This is a genomic window from Catenuloplanes japonicus, assembly GCF_000717135.1.
Lineage (GTDB): Bacteria > Actinomycetota > Actinomycetes > Mycobacteriales > Micromonosporaceae > Catenuloplanes > Catenuloplanes japonicus.
Map to the genome: position 1 here is coordinate 267,918 of NZ_JNXY01000016.1, position 16,760 is coordinate 284,677.

Here is a 16,760-nt window from a genome sequence, read left to right on the forward strand (position 1 = left end):
GATTGGAAAACGGCTCGCGCCGACGACGCCGGAGCGCCAGGCTGACCGGATGGAGCTGCACGAGTACGCGAGCCACGACGCCACCGGCCTCCGCGCGCTGATCGCGTCCGGGCAGGTCAAGGCCCAGGAGGTCGAGGACGTGGCCCGTCGCGCGCTGACCGCGGCACACGCGGACCTGCACGCGCTCACCGGCCCGCTCTACGAGCCCGCGCTCGTGCACGACCCGGACGGCCCGTTCGGCGGCGTGCCGTTCCTGATCAAGGACAGCGGCCCGTTCGCCCGCGGTACCGCGTTCCACCTGGGCAGCCGCGCGATCCGGGGCGTGATCGCGGAGACCGACCACGAGCTGATGGCCCGGTTCCGCGCCGCCGGCCTGGTCACGCTCGGGCAGACCACCGCGCCGGAGTTCGGGCTGAGCTTCTCCACCGAGCCGGTGCTGCACGGCCCGACCCGCAACCCGTGGGCGCCGGACCGGGGCGTGGGCGGTTCCAGCGGTGGCGCGGCCGCACTGGTGGCGGCCGGCGCGGTGCCGATGGCGCACGCGAACGACGGCGCGGGATCGATCCGGGTGCCGGCCTCCGCCTGCGGGCTGGTCGGCCTGAAGCCCAGCCGCGGGCGCACGCCCTGCGGACCGGCGACCGGCGAGGTGGCGTTCGGGCAGACCTACGAGTTCGCGCTGACCCGCACCGTCCGTGACGCCGCGGCGCTGCTCGACGCCGTCAGCGCACCCCACCACGGCGAGAAACACCAAGCCCCTCCGCCGGTACGACCGTTCGCGCACGAGACCCGGGCCACCCCCGGGAGGCTGCGCGTGGCGCTGTCCGTCGCGCCCTGGTCCGGCGTACCCGTGGACCCCGAAGTGGCCTCTGCCACCGAAACCGTCGGCGCGCTGCTCGAATGGCTCGGGCACGCGGTCGAGACCGCCCGTCCGGAGATCGATCCGGAGGACGTGGTCGAGTCGATGATGCTGTCCGGCATCGCCTCCGGCCTGGCAGTGCTGCGCGGCGGCCGCGGGCGGCGCCCGGACCCGTCGCTGCTGGAGGCGGTCTCGCGCGCGTTCCTCCGGGAGGCCGAGGCCGCGAGCGCGATGGACGTGCTGACCATGATGGACGCCCAGCACCGCGTCGCGCGGCCGATCGGGCTCTTCTTCGCCCACCGGTACGACGTGCTGGTCACGCCCACGCTCGGGCAGCTGCCGGCGCCGCACGGCACGCTCGACTACGACAACCCGGCGCACGACGCGCGCGGCTGGCTGCGGACGCTCTTCGCCTACGGCCCGTTCACCGCGCCGTTCAACGCGTCCGGCACGCCGGCGATCAGCCTGCCCCTCGGCCAGAGCCGCGCCGGACTGCCGATCGGGGTGCAGCTCGCCGCCGGCTACGGCCGTGAGGACCTGCTGCTGCGCCTGGCCGCCCAGCTGGAGGAGGCGGCCCCGTGGAAGGACCGCCGGCCGTCACTGTTCATCGGGTAGCGCTCACTCCTTGGTGCGCGTCTCCCAGGACCGCTCCGGCACGCCGTCCCCGTCCTCGTCGTACGTCACCACGTCGAAGATCCCGTCGCCGTCCAGATCCGCGGCCGTGATGATGCTGCCGTCCGCGGCCCGCTCCGCCACCACGTAGTCGTCCTTGCCGTCGCCGTCCACGTCCGCCGTGAACTCGTGGATCTCGCTCATTCGGTACCGCTCCCGTCTCGCCGTGCCGCTGTCGACGCCAACCTATCGTGACAGCCAGCCGGACCGCCCGAGGCCACTGTGGACGGCCAGGCCCGTGCGGTCGGCCACCTGCCGTCTCGGCTACCGTCGGCGGACGGTACTACGTTCAGGGGTCTCATGCGCTCACTTCTCCGGCCGGGCGGTCGTGTCCGCGGCATCGTCGCGGTGCTGGTCGCCCTCACGTTCGCGGCCGCGGGCGCCGCCGCCGGGTCGTGGCTGGGCTGGCGGCTCGCCGGACCGCTGCCGGGCGAGACCCAGGCGGAGGTGCTGGCCTTCGACGCCGCGCCGCACCTGCGGGTGATCGGCTCCGAGCGGGTCAACCACGTTTTCGGGTACGGCGCCGAGGACGGCACGCCGGCCCGCCTGCTGCTCGGCGGCCAGGACTACGACGCCGGCTACACCCGGCTCGACCTGGAGACCAACGACAGCTATCGGAGCGCGTTCGACCAGGTACGACGCCGGCTGGAGACGACCGGCTGGGAGTGCCGGGTCACGGACGGTGAGCTGCACGCGGTCCGGAACGACGTCGTGCTCTCGCTCTCCCCGGTGCGCGACGGTGCGCTCCTCGCCGCGCCGGACCCGGCGGCCGATCTCGCACTGACCCTGCGCCGCAGCGAACCGCTGCCGGCCACCGTCTTCGTCGTGCTGGGCGCGCTGACCGGCCTGCTGATCGGCTGGATCACCGGCATCCGGTGGTCGTCCCGGCCGGCCGGCACGGCGCTGGCCGTGCTCGGCACGACGCTGGCCCTGCCTGCGACCCTGCTGACGGTGGCGAGCCAGGTGCTGCGCCGGATACCGCCGGAGGCCGGCTGGTGGCCCTACATGACCATCGGTGCCCGGCCGCTGGCGCTGCTCGGCGCGGTGCTGCTGATCGCGGCGGGGTTCCGCCGTACCGGCCCGGGGTAAGGCTGGCATGATCCTCCAAGACTTTCCCACCATGAGATAACGAGAGGTGTCACGTGACGGAGCAGCCGGTATTCAGCCAGCTCGGGTTCTCCGACCAGGAGTGGGGCCTCCTCGTGGGCCTTCCGCACGCGGTGCTGACCGCGGCGTCGGCCGCCGAATCGGACGGCGCCAAGCGCACGCTGCAGGAGAACGCGGCCGGGCTGGAGGCGATCTCGGCCGGGCGCGAGTCCGGCAACTGGCTCGTCACCGAGGTCGCGAAGGAACTGGTCGTGCGCGTCGGTGACGCGGACGCGGGCGACGAGCTGCCCGCGCTCACGCCGAGCGACCCCGAGGTCTACATCGCGGACGTGCTGTCCCGCGCGCGGGAGGCGCACACGCTGCTGCGCGACAAGGTCGACGAGGGGCAGGCCGGGGCGTACACCCATTGGCTCGTCACGATCGCGGAGCAGGTCGTCACGGCCGCGCCGTCCGGCGGGATCCTGGGCATCGGCGGCGACGTGGTGACCGAGGACGAGCGCAAGTTCCGCGACGAACTGGCCGCGATCTTCAACGACTGATATTCGGTCGCCGCGGACCGGCCGGACGGTGGATCATCGGGCGGTGTCCGACACCGTCCCCGCCCGGCAGGTCCGCGCGGCCTTCACCGACGAGACCATCACGGTCTATCAGGCCTACTCGCCGGAGATCGCGCTGCCCGCGCTGGCTGCCGGTCGTTTCGTGCCGCCGTTCCGCCCCGGCCGGATGACGTGGATCAAGCCGTCGTTCCGCTGGATGATGTACCGGTCCGGCTGGGCGGGCAAGCCCGGCCAGGAGTTCGTGCTCGCGATCGACGTGCGCCGGGACGCGTTCGAGGACGCGCTGCGCACGGCCGTGCTGAGCCACTACGGCCCGGGACGGTTCGCCAGCCGCGCCGACTGGTCCCGGGCGGTGAAGCGCAGCAGCGTGCGCGTGCAGTGGGACCCGGAGCGGACGCTGAGCCTGCACCCGCTTCCGTACCGGTCGCTGCAGGTCGGGCTCTCCGGCGCCGCCTCCGCGCACTACACGGACCGGTGGATCACCGCCATCGCCGATGTCACGGCACAGGCCAACCCCGCCGGCGCGGCGGAACGGGTGGCGCGCGAACGCCCGTACCCGCTGCCCGAGGACGTGGCCGCCGCGATCGACGCCTCATAACCGGCAAATCCCAGAAATCAGACCTAGCCGCCACGAACCGCCCCATACGATGGGGCGAAGTCCGAGACGGAGGGGTCCACCGTGAGCGAGGTCATGGAGCTCGGCGCCTTCCGGCACGACGACGCGGGAGAGATTGCCCGGCTCGTCGTCGCGTACGCCGCCGAACGCGGCGTCGACGCGGCCGTCGTGCCCCCGGGCGGCGGCAAGATCGCCGACCAGGCGGACGTCTACGAGCCGCTGGACGGCTGGACCGTCGTCATGTGGCCCGGCACCAGCGCCGAGGCCGCGGTCGAGATGGCCCAGTCCGTCAGCCGCAGCCTCGGCACGGTCGCCAGCTGCGTCTCCGCCTACGACGGCGACTTCTGGAGCCACCTCGCGTTCGACGCCGGACAGGAACGTGACCGCTTCACCTCCCGCCCCGACTACTTCGAGGAGGAGTCCGGCACCGACCACCGCTGGCACTCCGACCCGGCCACGGTCGCCGCGCTCTTCCGCGTCGACCGGTCCGACATCTCGGACTATCTGACCCCGCTGGCCGCGGAAGACCTCGACGACGACGCACGCCGCGCGCACCCGGACGACGAATACGCGCTCACCGACTCCTGGGTCTTCGTCGACCTCTGGCGCCGCCTCGGCATCACCTACCCCGACGCGGACGTGCCCCCGCTCCAATACGGTGTCAGCTTCACCCCGGGCTGGGAAAAGATCATCACGGCCCCGGCCTGAAATTCAAGATCCAATTCAGGTTCCCGCTTCCAGCCTGGTTGCGGTCCGCATGCTCCCGCGGGCAAACCTCGCTTCGGGCAAAGACTCCGCCGGCGCTCCGCTTTCCCCTTCGCGTCGGAGCCGGTTCCGCCGCTGGTCACGAAAGAGCACGCGGCTCCCGTCGCCGCTCGCGTTCCCGCCGCGACGACCGGCGCCGACGGGGCTGCATGACGCCCGGATCGCCGTCAGCGGTCATGGCCGCGACGCTCAGGACAGCGCGTCCGCCTCCACCGGGACGGTCCGGCCGCAGGCCTCCAGGCACGCCGCCACCGTGCGGTCCGCGATGCGCTGCCACGGGTAGACCTGCCGGGCCCGGTCCAGCGCCGCGGTCGCGGCCGTGAAGCGGCGCACGTCGTCCGCGAGCAGCCCGCGGATCGAGATGCCGAGCGCGCGCGGGTCCCGGGCCGGCACCAGCTCGCCGGTCAGCCCGTCGATCACGGCGTCCCGGACCAGGCCGGTCGCGGTGCCCACCACCGGCACACCGCACGCCATCGCCTCGATCGGCGCGCGGCCGGACGGGTCCCGCCAGGGCGCGCAGACCGCCACGTCCGCGGACCGGTACCAGGCGGGCAGCGCGTCGCGCGGGACGGCCGGGTGCAGCACGATCCGGTCCGCGACGCGGCAGCGTTCCGCCAGCGCGGCCAGCGCGGGCGGGCCGCCGAGGATCACGCACTCCGCGTCCGGGACCATCCGCATGGCCCGGACCAGGTCGGCCAGCCACGGTTCGTCGCCGGTCGCGAGCACGCGCGGCCGGACCCGGGGCTGCGGCTCTCCCACCGGGGTGAACAGCTCGCAGTCGACGCCGGGCGGGATGACGGTGATCCGGGCGCGCGGGACGCCGAGGCGCAGCAGCTCGCCGGCCTCGTCGGTCGAGCCGGCCACGATCCGGTGCGCGATCCGGCAGATCAGCCGCTCGTAGGCACGGCGGTCGTCCGGCTTGCCGACCGCGCCGATGCCGTGGAACGCCTGCACCAGCGGCGCCGTCCCGGCCGCGAGCGAGGCCACGCCCGCGGACCAGCCGTGCGCGTAGACGACCTCGGGCGCCCAGTCGCCGTCCGCCCAGTCCGTGGCGAGCCGCTCGCCGGCCCGTTTGCCGGCGGCGTCGTACTCGCGCACGTCGTGCCCGAGCCCGGTGAGCGCGCCCGCCAGCTCCCCGGTGTCCCATCCGGCTGACACCACCCCGATCCTCATATTCCGGATTATTCCGTTTTAGACCCGAACGAGTGGCGGCTTGCCGGAGAAGAACGGCCGGGCCCTGGCCCTTCGCGCCGCACGACGGCTCGCCGGCGTCGCGATCCGCCAGAAATCCCCCGTGGCGCGGAAAACCCATCGATAACGAGCGGAACCTGCGTGCCGGTCCGTTCGTCATACAGGTCATGCCGACACTCACCCGTCCCGCGCGGGCCCTCCTCGGGACCGCCGCGGCCGCCACCCTCCTCCTCACCTCCGCCTGTGCTGACGCGGACAGTGCTGCCCAGGGCGCCGCCGGCTCCGCCTCCGCGACCGCCGGGACCGTCGAGCCGACCGGCGACATCCCCGAGATCACCGGTAGCACGCTGGTGCTGCGCGTCGAGTACACCGGCGGGTTCGTCACGCCGGCCATGGTCGCCACCCGCCTGCCGATGATCAGCGTCTACGCGAACGGCGCCGTGATCACCGAAGGCCCCACCACGAAGCAGTACCCCGGCCCCGCGCTGCCGAACCTGCAGCTCCACTCCGTCGAGGCGCGCGACGTCGACCAGCTGGTCGAGCGCGCCCGCTCCGCCGGTGTGCAGAACGGCGTGGACCTCGGGCAGCCCGGCGTCGCGGACGCGCAGACCACCCGCTTCACGCTCCTGACCGAGCAGGGCCTGCAGGTCGTCGAGGCGTACGCGCTGGTCGAGGCCGAGGGCAGCCAGAACGGCCTCACCGCCGACCAGGTCCGCGACCGCCGGCTGCTCAGCGAGCTGGTCACCGCGCTGCAGGATCTGGAGAAGACGCTCGGCGCGGGCCGGGTCAAGGAGGCGGTCGACTACGTGCCGTTCGAGATCGCCGGCGTGGCCATGCCGTGGCAGCAGTCCGAGGGCGACCCGGCGCAGACCGACAAGGCGTGGCCCGGCCCGGCGCTGCCCGGCACGCCGCTCGGCACCGGCGAGATGGGCTGTGTGTCCGCGAACGCGCTGGTCGCGACCGACATCTACAACGCCGCGAAGGACGCCACGATCATCACGCCCTGGACCTCCGGCGGCAAGAAGTACACGGTCCAGATCCGCCCGCTCCTCCCCGACGAGCACGACTGCGCGGACCTGATGAAGAAGAGCTAGAACCACAGAACAACGACGAGGGTACGGCGCGCGCACGCCGTACCCTCGTCGCGTTTTGATGGGGTTGACCTTGACCTTGGGGAAGGCCCGAGGGTCGACGTATGCCGGCCGGATCGGCCGGCTACGAGGAGGGGTGGCGATGCTGACGATCGGGGCGTTCGCGCGACTGGCCCGGCTGTCGCCGAAGGCGCTGCGGCTCTACGACGATCTCGGTCTGCTGCCGCCCGCGGCCGTGGACCCGTCGTCCGGCTACCGGTTCTACGACCCGGCGCAGCTGGAGCGTGCGCGCCTGGTGGCCTGGCTGCGGCGGCTCGGCATGCCGCTGGCCCGCATCCGCGAGGTCTGCGCGCTGCCGGCCGGGGAGGCGGCCCGCGAGGTCGCCGCCTACCGGGACCGGATCGCCGCCGAGGCGCTCGCCCGCGAGCGGCTCGCCACCTTCCTCGTCGACTACCTCTCGGGAAGGGGTTCCCCCATGTCAGACGCACGCGCCGAGCTCGGCATCCGCTACGCCGCCCGCACCGACACCGGCCGGGGCCGGGACACGAACGAGGACGCGGCCTACGCCGGCGCGCGGCTGCTGGCCGTGGCGGACGGGATGCGCGGTCCCGTCGGCGGCCGGGCCAGCACGGCCGCGATCGAGGCGCTGAAACCGCTGGAGACCGCGGGCCTGGCCGCCGGTGACCTGCTCAACGCGCTGTCCGAGGCGATCGGCACGGCGGACGAGACGATCCGCGCGGCCGAGGACGACACGTCGGCCACCACGCTCACCGCGATGCTCTGGTCCGGCTCGGAGCTGGCGCTGGTCCACATCGGGGACTCGCGTGCCTACCTGCTGCGCGACGGCGCGCTGCTGCGGATCACCACGGACCACACGATGGTGCAGGGCCTGGTCGACGAGGGCCGGCTCAGCGCGGACGAGGCCCGGTCGCATCCGCAGCGGGCGCTGCTGGTGCGCGCGCTCGGGGCCGGCGAGACCGGTCCGGACCTGTCGCTGCACACCGCGCGGGCCGGCGACCGCTACCTGCTCTGCTCGGACGGCCTGTCCGCGGTCGTGGCGCCGGACGCGCTCGAGCGGGCGCTGCGCGAGGCGGGCGAGCCGGACGCGACCGTGGACCGGCTGATCGCGCTGGCCTACGCGGGCGGCGCGCCGGACAACATCGCGTGCGTGGTCGCGGACGTGGTCGAGGTCTGACCGAAACGGAAGCGGCGGCTCCCCGAACGGGGAACCGCCGCTCCGGTGAGAACGCGTGTCAGCGCGAGGCGCCCGCACGGCGCTTGGCCCACACGTCGAGCGCGACGGCCAGCAGCAGCACCGCACCCTTGGCCAGCATGACCTGGTCCGGGGACGCGCCGAGCAGCGACATGCCGTTGTTGATCACGGCCATGATCAGACCGCCGGTGATGGCGCCGACGATCCGGCCGACACCGCCCTGCACCGCGGCACCGCCGATGAACGCGGCCGCGATGGCGTCCAGTTCGAACTGCTGGCCGGCGCCCGGAAGCGCCACGTTGAGGCGGCCGGACAGGATGATGCCGGCGACCGCGGCGAGCACGCCCATGTTGACGAACAGCCAGAACGTGACCCGCTTGACCTTGACGCCGGACAGCGACGCGGCCTGCAGGTTGCCGCCGATCGCGTAGACGTGGCGGCCGAAGACGGTCCGGTTCGCCACCAGCGTGTAGCCGATGACCAGCACGGCCAGCAGGACCAGCACCCAGGGCAGGTTCTTGAACCGGGCCAGCTGCACCACGATCGTCATGATGACCACGATCGCGAGCACGTTGCGGACCACGAACATCGCGAACGGCTCGACCGACTGCTTGTAGCCGATGCGCGCCTGGCGGGTGCGGAGCTGCATGACGACCATGCCGGCGCAGGCCAGGATGCCGACCAGCAGCGTGATGATGTCCGCGCCGCCGAGCGGGCCGAGCGCCACGTTGCCGAGCGTGCCGGGCGTGAAGCCGTTGGCGAGCGTGCGGATCTGGTCCGGGAACGGGCCGACGCCCTGGTTGCCCAGCACCTGCATGGCGACCGCGCGGAACAGCAGCATGCCGGCGAGCGTGACGATGAACGCGGGGATGCCGAAGTAGGCGACCCAATAGCCCTGCCAGGCGCCGATCACACCGCCGGCCACGAGCGTGATCAGGATGGCCAGCGGCCACGGGATGTCCAGATTGACCATCAGCACCGCGGCCAGGCCGCCGGTGGCCGCGACCACGGATCCGACCGAGAGGTCGATGTGGCCGGCGATGATGATCAGGATCATGCCGATCGCCAGAACCAGGATGTACGAGTTCTGGATGATGATGTTGCTGATGTTCTGGAAGCCCAGCAGCTTGCCGTCGGTCGCGATAGCGAAGCCGAGGACGATCACCGCGAACGCGATGTAGATACCACTCTGGCGCAGGTTGATCGTGAACCTGCCGTTGGCGACCTTCGGGCCGCCACCACCGGGCACCTTGGCCGTGTTGGTGGTGATGCCGCCGGTCGCCGGCGCGACGCTACTCATCGCAGCCTTACTCCTTAACCTTGGTCATGAACTGCATGAGTCGCTCCGGGGTGGCCTCCGCGCGGGGCACCTCGCCGGTGACCCGTCCGGCGGAGAGCGCGTAGATCCGGTCGCAGATGCCGAGCAGCTCGGGAAGCTCGGAGGAGATCACGAGGATCGCCTTGCCCTGGTCCGCGAGGGCGTTGATGATGGTGTAGATCTCGTACTTGGCACCGACGTCGATGCCCCGGGTCGGCTCGTCGAGGATGAGCACGTCCGGGTCCGAGTAGATCCACTTGGCCAGCACGACCTTCTGCTGGTTCCCGCCGGAGAGCGTGCCGGTGACCGACGCGACGCTGGGGGCCTTGACGTTCAGGTCCTTGCGGTACCGCTCGGCGACCTCGAACTCCTTGTTCTCGTTCACCCAGCCGCCGCTGGCCAGCTTCTCCAGGCTCGCGCCGGAGACGTTGCGCTGGATGTCCTCGATGAGGTTCAGCCCGTACCGCTTGCGGTCCTCGGTCGCGTAGGCGAGACCGTGGCGGATCGCGTCCCCGACGTTCCGGAGACGGATCTCCTTGCCGTTCTTGAAGATCCGGCCGGAGATGTCCACGCCGTAGGCGCGGCCGAACACGCTCATCGCCAGCTCGGTGCGCCCGGCGCCCATCAGGCCTGCCAGCCCGACGATCTCACCGCGGCGCAGCGTGAGGTTCGCGTTGTCGATGATCTTGCGACCCTGCTGGGTCGGGCTGTGCACGGTCCAGTTCTCGATGCGCAGCACCTCCGCACCGACCGTCGACTCGTGCGGCGGGTACCGGTGCTCGAGGTCGCGGCCCACCATGCCGGAGATGATCCGGTCCTCGGTGACGTTGTCCGCCTTCATGTCGAGCGTCTCGATCGTCCGGCCGTCACGGATGATGGTCAGCGAGTCCGCGATCGCCTCGATCTCGTTCAGCTTGTGCGAGATGATCACGCTGGTGATGCCCTGCTCGCGCAGACCGCGCAGCAGGTTCAGCAGGTGGGCGGAGTCCTCGTCGTTCAGCGCCGCGGTCGGCTCGTCCAGGATCAGCAGCCGGACCTCCTTGGAGAGCGCCTTGGCGATCTCCACGAGCTGCTGCTTGCCGACGCCGATCTCCATCGCCGGGGTGGTGGGGTTCTCCACCAGTCCGACGCGCCGCATCAGCTCGGCGGCCTGCGCGTTCGTCTTGTTCCAGTCGATCAGACCGCGGTGCACGACCTCGTTGCCGAGGAAGATGTTCTCCGCGATCGACAGGTACGGGCTGAGCGCCAGCTCCTGGTGGATGATGACGATGCCACGCTTCTCGCTGTCACGGATGTCGGAGAAGTGGCATTCCTGCCCGTCGAAAACGATCTCACCGGTGTACGTCCCGTGCGGGTACACACCGGAGAGCACCTTCATCAGGGTCGACTTGCCGGCCCCGTTCTCCCCGCAGATGGCGTGGATCTCGCCGCGTTTGACGGTGAGGTTCACGTCGGAGAGCGCCTTGACGCCGGGGAAGGTCTTGGTGATTCCCCGCATCTGCAGTAGCGCGTCGGCCACGGCGGTTGCTCCTCGTTGCTAAAAGGGTGACCGGCGGCGGGCCGAAGCCCGCCGCCGGGATGAAACAGGGTCTTACTTGAGCGCGTCCTCGGTGTAGTAACCCGAGTCGATCAGCGTCGCCTTGTAGTTGTCCTTGTAGACGATGACCGGCTCCAGCAGGTACGACGGGACGACCTTCTTGCCGTTGTCGTAGTCCGTGGTGTTGTTGACCTCGGGCTTGCCGCCCTTGAGCACCGCGTCCGCCATCTTCACGGTCACGTCGGCGAGCTGCCGGGTGTCCTTGTAGATCGTGGCGTACTGCTCGTTGTTGATGATCGACTTGACCGAGGCGACCTCGGCGTCCTGGCCGGTGACGATCGGCCACGGCTGCGTCGGGGTGCCGTATCCGTTGCTCTTCAGCGCGGACAGGATGCCGATCGAGATGCCGTCGTACGGCGAGAGCACACCGGCGATCTTGTTGCTGCCGGTGTAGGTCGTGGTGATGATGTTCTCCATGCGGGCCTGGGCCGTGGCCGGGTCCCAGCGCAGCGTGGCGACGGTGTTGAAGTCCTTCTGACCGCTCTTGACGACCAGCTTGCCGCTGTCGATGAACGGCTGCAGCGTCTTCATGGCGCCGTTGAAGAAGAACGTGGCGTTGTTGTCGTCCGGCGAGCCGGCGAAGAGCTCGATGTTGAACGGGCCCGTCTTGTCGCCGTCGGTGCCGTCCGCCTTCTTGAGGCCGAGGCCGACCAGGAGCGAGGTGGCCTGCTGCACGCCGACCTTCTCGTTGTCGAACGTGGCGTAGTAGTCCACGTTCGGCGACTCACGGATGAGCCGGTCGTACGAGATGACCGGGATGTTGTTGGCCTTCGCGTTCTCCAGCTGGCTGGTGAGCGCCTTGCCGTCGATGGACGCGATGATCAGCAGCTTCGCGCCCTGGGTGATCTGGTTGTCGATCTGGTTCGCCTGGGTCGGGATGTCGTTCTCCGCATACTGCAGATCGACCTTGTAACCCAGCTTCTCCAGCGCGGCCTTGACGTTGTTGCCGTCGGCGACCCAGCGCTCGGAGACCTTGGTCGGCATGGTCACGCCGACCAGCGCGCCCTCCGCGGAACCGCCACCGGCCGTGTCGGACGCCTTCTCGGCCGAGCCGCAGGCAGATGCGGCCATGACGACGCTCATACCTATTGCGGCGGCAGCGAGCCTCGCGAGTTTCATGCTCTCTCCCTTGATCCTGGAAAGCCCCATGGCGGTGCCCATACAGCTGGTCACGAGCCGGGCGAAGGTGCCTCGCACCGCCGTCGTGACCAGATGTCGTCGGAGTTACTCCGGTGTTTCGCCCTGGTGGTTGAGGTGAAGTGTTAGCGCTAACAACAGGCCAGTCAAGGCCTGTATCGAAATGAAATCTAACCGCGCCCGAGTGGTGCGCGCCACCCCCCGAGACCGCTCTTCAGGGCAGAAAATCCCCATAAATACCCAAATATCAGGCAGGGTACGGGCAACTGTGTTGATGTTGTGACCTCGGGTGCTCGCCGCTGACCTGCGGAGATCGAATCAATGCCGGTAGGTGGCGATTCGATCACAAAGCGTCGCCCGGTTCACCGCACCGGACCGTCCGCGTAGACGGCGCGGTGGGCGGCCTTGATCGCGGCCGCATACAGGCCGCCGCCGACCGCGTGGTCCCGGGCCAGCGCGGCCCGTGCCGCGTTCGCACCGGGGGCGCCGTGCACGCCGGCGCCGGGATGCGCGGACGAGCCCGCCAGGAACAGCCGGTCCACCGGCGTGTCCGCGCGCCCCAGACCGGGGATCGGGCGGAAGAACAGCTGCTGGTACGCGGCCGCGGAGCCACCCCCGACCGCGCCGCCGACCAGGCTCGGGTTCTCCCGCTCCAGGTCACCGGGCCCGGCCACGTGCCGCGCCACGACCAACCGACCGAAGCCCGGCGCGTTGCGCTCCATGACCTCCTCCACGCGCGCGACCTGCCGGGCCACCAGCGCGGGGTCCCAGTCCGTGCGGAACGGCAGGTGCGTGTAGGCCCAGAGCGACTCCGTCCCGGCCGGTGACCGCGTCGGGTCGGCCGTGGTCATCTGGCCGGCCAGCAGGAACGGGTCGGACGGCAGCTCGCCGCAGGCCAGCTCCGCGGCGTACCGGGTGAGGCCGTCGAGGTCCGCACCGAGGTGCACCACGCCGGCACGGGACGCGGCCGGGTTCTTCCACGGCACCGGACCGGACAGCGCCCAGTCGACCTTGACGGTGGAGCCGTCCCAGCGGAAATGCTCCAGGTCCGCGGCCAGCCGGGACGGCAGGTGCCGTGCGCCGACCAGATCCAGGTAGAGCGCGGGCGCGGGCACGTCGGCCAGCACCGCGCGCCGGGCCCGCCAGTCCACGCCGCCGCCGCTGCGCACGCCCATCGCCCGGCCGCGTGCGACCAGCACCCGCTCCGCGCGCACGCCGTAGACGATCCGGCCGCCCCGCGCGCGCAACCGTGCCACCAGCGCGGACGTGAGCTGGTGCGCGCCGCCGACCGGCACGGGCCAGCCGTTCTCCTGCGCCAGCATGGCCAGCAGCCAGCCGTACGTACCGCCGCCCGCCTCCTCCGGCGACAGGTCGGTGTGCAGCGTGTTGCCGGCCAGCAGCAGGCGCGCGCCCTCGCCGCGGAACAGTTCCGCGCTCAGCTCGCGCGCGGAGAGCAGCAGCCGCCGGCCGAACCGCAGACCGCCCGCGACCCGCAGCTTCGCGGCCAGGCTCAGCCCGGCGCGGACCGGTGGGAACGGCGAGGTGACCGCGCTCAGCACGGCTGCGGACGTGTCGCTCCACTCCCGGTACGCCGACAGCCAGCGGTCGCCGTCGCCGGTGGCGAACTCGGCCACGGACGCGGCCGTGACCGCGGGGTCCCGGTTGATCGAGGCGGCGCGGCCGTCCGGCAGCAGGTGGCAGAGCGCGTCCGGCGCGTGCGTCCAGCGCAGGCCGTGCTCGCCGAGCCCGAGCCCGGTGAGCACCGGGGACGCGTACCCCATCGGGTAGACCGCGCTGAACAGGTCGGACAGGTAGCCGGGCGCGGTCACGTGCCCGGAGCGGACCGCGCCACCCGGGTGTGGCGTCGCCTCCAGCACCAGCACGTCCCACCCGGCGTCGGCCAGCAGGTTCGCCGCCACGAGCCCGTTGTGCCCGGCTCCGATGACGATCGCGTCCGCGGTGTCCATCTCTGCCCCCATCATGTGCCAGTCGGGACCAGCCTAGGTTCGTTTGGCCGGTGAGCGCCCCGGGTATCGACCGCACACCCCTTGAGCAGCGGAGGCGCGGCATGGCGTCGACCATCGTTCCCGACGAGACACCCGCTGCGATCCGATTGCCGGACCGGCTGCGGCAACTGCGGTGGCGCACCTGGCGCGGCATATTGTGGCGCGCCGGCAAGGGCTTCGTGGACCACAACTGCTCGGACTGGGCCGCCAGCCTCACCTACTACTCCGTGCTCTCGCTCTTCCCGTCCGCCATCGTGATCGTGGCGCTGGTCGGGCTGGTCTCCGAGGGGCAGGCCGCGGTCGACACGATCCTCGGCATCCTCTACGACGTGGGCGCACGGTCCGTCCTGGACAACGACTCGTTCCGGACGTTCATCGAGAAGACCGTGCTCGGCCAGACCTCGGCCGGCACGCTGCTCAGCTTCGGTGTGATCGGCGCGCTCTGGTCCGCGTCCGGCTACGTCGGCGGTTTCACGCGCGCCTCCAACGCCATCTACGGCGTCCAGGAGGGACGGCCGTTCTGGAAACTGCGGCCGGCCCAAATCCTGCTCACCGCCGTGGCGCTGGTGCTGCTCTCGGTCGGCGCGGCGCTGCTGGCGATCAGCGGGCCGCTGGCGGACGCGGTCGGCAACGCGCTGCACCTGGGCCACACGCCGCGCGCGATCTGGGGCATCGCGAAGTGGCCGGTGCTGGTGCTGATCGGCATGCTGCTGCTGGCGCTGCTGTTCTGGATCGCGCCGAACGTGAAGCAGCCCCGGTTCCGGTGGCTGACCGTCGGCGGGTTCCTCACGCTGGTGGTGTCCGCGCTGGTCAGCTTCGGGTTCGGGCTCTACGTGGCGAACTTCGCGTCCTACGACCGGACGTACGGCAGCCTCGGCGCGGTGATCGCGTTCCTGGTCTGGCTCTACCTGATCAACTCGGCCGTGATGCTGGGCGTGGAGGTCAACGCTCAGGTGGCGCGCGGCCGGGCCCTCCAGGGCGGCGTCGAGGACCCGGAGCCGCCGCTGCCGCCGAAAGACCCCGCGGGCTGATCCGTTTACGGCCGGGCACACCGGGTAGCCAAAAGACGTAACGGGGTGACAAGCAAGGCAAGGAGGAATGTCATGGGTACCGTGACCGAGCACATCGATGTGGCCGTGCCGATCAGCACCGCGTACAACCAGTGGACCCAGTTCGAGGAGTTCCCCCGGTTCATGGAGGGGGTCACCGAGATCCAGCAGATCTCGCCGACCGACACCCACTGGAAGACCGAGATCGCCGGCGTCAAGCGTGAGTTCGACGCGCGGATCACCGAACAGCTCCCGGACGAGCGCGTCGCCTGGACGACGACCGGTGGCCTCAAGCAGGCCGGTGTGATCACGTTCCACCGGCTGGACGAGACCCACACGCGGGTGACCGCGCAGATGGACTTCGAGCCCGAGGGCATCGCGGAGCAGGCCGGCGACAAGCTGGGCATCGTGGACCGCCGGGTCAAGGGCGACATGAAGCGCTTCAAGGAGTTCATCGAGTCCGACCGCCACGGCAGCGAGACCGGTGCCTGGCGCGGCTCGGTGGACCGCCCGCAGCCGTAACGATCCACTGACGACAGAGCCGTCGGACTCCCCACCCTTGGGTCCGGCGGCTTCGTCGTACCCCCGTAAAGGTTTCCCGCTCTTCGGCTCTGGGGTATGGGGTCGGGCAATCGAGTTTCCGAGGGAGGGACCGAATGGCAGACGCGATCACCGACATGTGGCGGTCCGTGCTGCTCTTCGTGCCGAAGGCCGTCGCGTTCATCGTGATTCTGGTCGTCGGATATATCGTGGCGAAGGGCGTACGTAAAGTCGTCGACAAGATCCTGGAGCGTGTCGGTTTCGACCGCGCCGTGGAACGCGGCGGCATCGGCCGCGCACTGGAACGCACCCGGTACGACGCGAGCGACATCCTCGCGAAGATCGTCTACTACGCGGTGCTGCTGCTCACGCTGCAGCTCGCGTTCGGCGTCTGGGGTCCCAACCCGGTCAGTGATCTGATCTCCGGCGTGGTCGCCTGGCTGCCGCGCGCGTTCATCGCGATCGTGATCGTGGTCGTCGCCGCGGCCATCGCGGGCGCGGTCCGCGACCTGATCAGCGCCGCGCTCGGCGGCCTCACCTACGGCCGGTTCGTGGCCGGATTCGCCTGGGTGTTCATCATCGGGCTCGGCGTCATCGCCGCGCTCAACCAGGCCGGCATCGCCACCACCGTGACCACGCCCGTGCTGATCGCGGTGCTGGCCACGATCGCCGGCATCCTCATCGTCGGCGTCGGCGGCGGCCTGGTCCGCCCGATGCAGTCCCGCTGGGACGGCTGGCTCACCCGCGCCGCGACCGAGACCGAGGTCATCCGGGAGCGTGCCCGCGAGTACGCCGCCGAGGTCGAGGCGCGTGCCGAGGCCGAGCGCCAGGCCCGCGCCGAGGCGGAGCGCCTCGCGGCCGAGACCGAACGCCTGGAGGCCGAGCGCAAGGCCCGCCTGGAGGCGGAGGAGAACGAGCGCCGCGAGGCGGAGCGGATCGAGGCCGAGCGCCTGGAGGGCGAGCGGATCGCCGCCCAGCAGGCCGAGGCGGAGGCACGAGCCCGTGCCGAGGCCGAGGCGCGCGAGCGCGAGGCCGAGGAGGCCCG

General features: G+C 71.2%; 15 protein-coding genes and 1 pseudogene. 10 read left to right on the top strand and 6 right to left on the bottom strand.

Annotation, left to right across the window (positions count from 1 at the left end; all coding sequences use genetic code 11):
- Positions 1-49 precede the first annotated feature (49 nt).
- Complete coding sequence (locus OP04_RS23150) at positions 50-1,471, top strand: amidase (RefSeq protein ID WP_033341859.1); 1,422 nt, start codon at positions 50-52, stop codon at positions 1,469-1,471.
- 3 nt (positions 1,472-1,474) lie between these two features.
- Here OP04_RS23150 and OP04_RS23155 read toward each other — a convergent pair whose 3' ends face one another.
- Positions 1,475-1,672: a hypothetical protein gene (locus OP04_RS23155; protein ID WP_033341860.1), complete on the bottom strand. Its 198-nt coding sequence runs from the start codon at positions 1,670-1,672 to the stop codon at positions 1,475-1,477.
- Positions 1,673-1,828: 156 nt separating this feature from the next.
- Between OP04_RS23155 and OP04_RS23160 the strand changes: the two genes are divergently transcribed.
- The 4 genes from OP04_RS23160 (at position 1,829) to OP04_RS23175 (ending at position 4,516) form a co-directional block, all read left to right on the top strand.
- Entirely contained in the window at positions 1,829-2,617 is a 789-nt protein-coding gene (locus tag OP04_RS23160) for a hypothetical protein (protein WP_033341861.1), read from the top strand.
- 53 nt (positions 2,618-2,670) lie between these two features.
- Complete coding sequence (locus tag OP04_RS23165; protein ID WP_033341862.1) at positions 2,671-3,174, top strand: hypothetical protein; 504 nt, start codon at positions 2,671-2,673, stop codon at positions 3,172-3,174.
- A 43-nt stretch (positions 3,175-3,217) separates the two neighbouring features.
- Positions 3,218-3,790 carry a DUF4291 domain-containing protein gene (locus tag OP04_RS23170; RefSeq protein WP_198153941.1) on the top strand — a complete coding sequence of 191 codons (573 nt, stop codon included), beginning with the start codon at positions 3,218-3,220 and terminating at the stop codon, positions 3,788-3,790.
- An 81-nt stretch (positions 3,791-3,871) separates the two neighbouring features.
- Entirely contained in the window at positions 3,872-4,516 is a 645-nt protein-coding gene (locus OP04_RS23175; RefSeq protein ID WP_033341864.1) for a hypothetical protein, read from the top strand.
- Between the two features lie 246 nt (positions 4,517-4,762).
- On the opposite strand, the gene OP04_RS23180 is transcribed toward OP04_RS23175, so the two are convergent.
- Positions 4,763-5,731 carry a glycosyltransferase gene (locus tag OP04_RS23180; protein ID WP_198153942.1) on the bottom strand — a complete coding sequence of 323 codons (969 nt, stop codon included), beginning with the start codon at positions 5,729-5,731 and terminating at the stop codon, positions 4,763-4,765.
- Positions 5,732-5,931: 200 nt separating this feature from the next.
- On the opposite strand from OP04_RS23180, the gene OP04_RS23185 reads away from it, so the two are divergent.
- Both OP04_RS23185 and OP04_RS23190 read left to right on the top strand, forming a co-directional pair.
- On the top strand, positions 5,932-6,858 hold the full coding sequence (locus OP04_RS23185) for a hypothetical protein (RefSeq protein ID WP_033341865.1): 927 nt from the start codon (positions 5,932-5,934) through the stop codon (positions 6,856-6,858).
- Between the two features lie 133 nt (positions 6,859-6,991).
- A complete protein-coding gene (locus tag OP04_RS23190; protein WP_157240206.1) occupies positions 6,992-8,050 on the top strand; it encodes a MerR family transcriptional regulator in 1,059 nt (352 codons plus the stop codon).
- A 58-nt stretch (positions 8,051-8,108) separates the two neighbouring features.
- On the opposite strand, the gene mmsB is transcribed toward OP04_RS23190, so the two are convergent.
- From mmsB to OP04_RS23210, 4 genes are all read right to left on the bottom strand, one after another.
- On the bottom strand, positions 8,109-9,368 hold the full coding sequence (mmsB, locus tag OP04_RS23195) for a multiple monosaccharide ABC transporter permease (protein ID WP_157240208.1): 1,260 nt from the start codon (positions 9,366-9,368) through the stop codon (positions 8,109-8,111).
- Positions 9,369-9,375: 7 nt separating this feature from the next.
- Positions 9,376-10,884, bottom strand: a complete 1,509-nt coding sequence (gene mmsA, locus OP04_RS23200; RefSeq protein WP_033341969.1) for a multiple monosaccharide ABC transporter ATP-binding protein — start codon at positions 10,882-10,884, stop codon at positions 9,376-9,378.
- A gap of 93 nt (positions 10,885-10,977) precedes the next feature.
- On the bottom strand, positions 10,978-12,102 hold the full coding sequence (chvE, locus tag OP04_RS23205) for a multiple monosaccharide ABC transporter substrate-binding protein (protein WP_033341866.1): 1,125 nt from the start codon (positions 12,100-12,102) through the stop codon (positions 10,978-10,980).
- Between the two features lie 380 nt (positions 12,103-12,482).
- The gene (locus OP04_RS23210; protein ID WP_033341867.1) at positions 12,483-14,087 is read right to left on the bottom strand and encodes a phytoene desaturase family protein; all 1,605 of its coding nucleotides are present in this window, start codon (positions 14,085-14,087) and stop codon (positions 12,483-12,485) included.
- Positions 14,088-14,188: 101 nt separating this feature from the next.
- On the opposite strand from OP04_RS23210, the gene OP04_RS23215 reads away from it, so the two are divergent.
- From OP04_RS23215 to OP04_RS55800, 3 genes and pseudogenes are all read left to right on the top strand, one after another.
- Positions 14,189-15,157: a YihY/virulence factor BrkB family protein gene (locus OP04_RS23215; RefSeq protein ID WP_051798728.1), complete on the top strand. Its 969-nt coding sequence runs from the start codon at positions 14,189-14,191 to the stop codon at positions 15,155-15,157.
- A 72-nt stretch (positions 15,158-15,229) separates the two neighbouring features.
- Positions 15,230-15,697 (top strand): SRPBCC family protein, encoded by a 468-nt coding sequence (locus OP04_RS23220; RefSeq protein WP_033341868.1) that lies wholly within the window; start codon positions 15,230-15,232, stop codon positions 15,695-15,697.
- A 134-nt stretch (positions 15,698-15,831) separates the two neighbouring features.
- Positions 15,832-16,650, top strand: a pseudogene (locus OP04_RS55800) (membrane protein); the annotation flags it as partial.
- Between the last annotated feature and the right edge of the window lie 110 nt (positions 16,651-16,760).

What these genes read in the sequence shown, in the direction of transcription:
- OP04_RS23150 (WP_033341859.1), top strand. Translation starts at nt 50, where the DNA reads ATGGAGCTGCACGAGTACGCGAGCCACGACGCCACCGGCCTCCGCGCG.
- OP04_RS23155 (WP_033341860.1), bottom strand. Translation starts at nt 1,672, where the DNA reads ATGAGCGAGATCCACGAGTTCACGGCGGACGTGGACGGCGACGGCAAG.
- OP04_RS23160 (WP_033341861.1), top strand. Translation starts at nt 1,829, where the DNA reads ATGCGCTCACTTCTCCGGCCGGGCGGTCGTGTCCGCGGCATCGTCGCG.
- OP04_RS23185 (WP_033341865.1), top strand. Translation starts at nt 5,932, where the DNA reads ATGCCGACACTCACCCGTCCCGCGCGGGCCCTCCTCGGGACCGCCGCG.
- mmsB (WP_157240208.1), bottom strand. Translation starts at nt 9,368, where the DNA reads ATGAGTAGCGTCGCGCCGGCGACCGGCGGCATCACCACCAACACGGCC.
- mmsA (WP_033341969.1), bottom strand. Translation starts at nt 10,884, where the DNA reads ATGCGGGGAATCACCAAGACCTTCCCCGGCGTCAAGGCGCTCTCCGAC.
- chvE (WP_033341866.1), bottom strand. Translation starts at nt 12,102, where the DNA reads ATGAAACTCGCGAGGCTCGCTGCCGCCGCAATAGGTATGAGCGTCGTC.
- OP04_RS23210 (WP_033341867.1), bottom strand. Translation starts at nt 14,087, where the DNA reads ATGGACACCGCGGACGCGATCGTCATCGGAGCCGGGCACAACGGGCTC.
- OP04_RS23215 (WP_051798728.1), top strand. Translation starts at nt 14,189, where the DNA reads ATGGCGTCGACCATCGTTCCCGACGAGACACCCGCTGCGATCCGATTG.
- OP04_RS23220 (WP_033341868.1), top strand. Translation starts at nt 15,230, where the DNA reads ATGGGTACCGTGACCGAGCACATCGATGTGGCCGTGCCGATCAGCACC.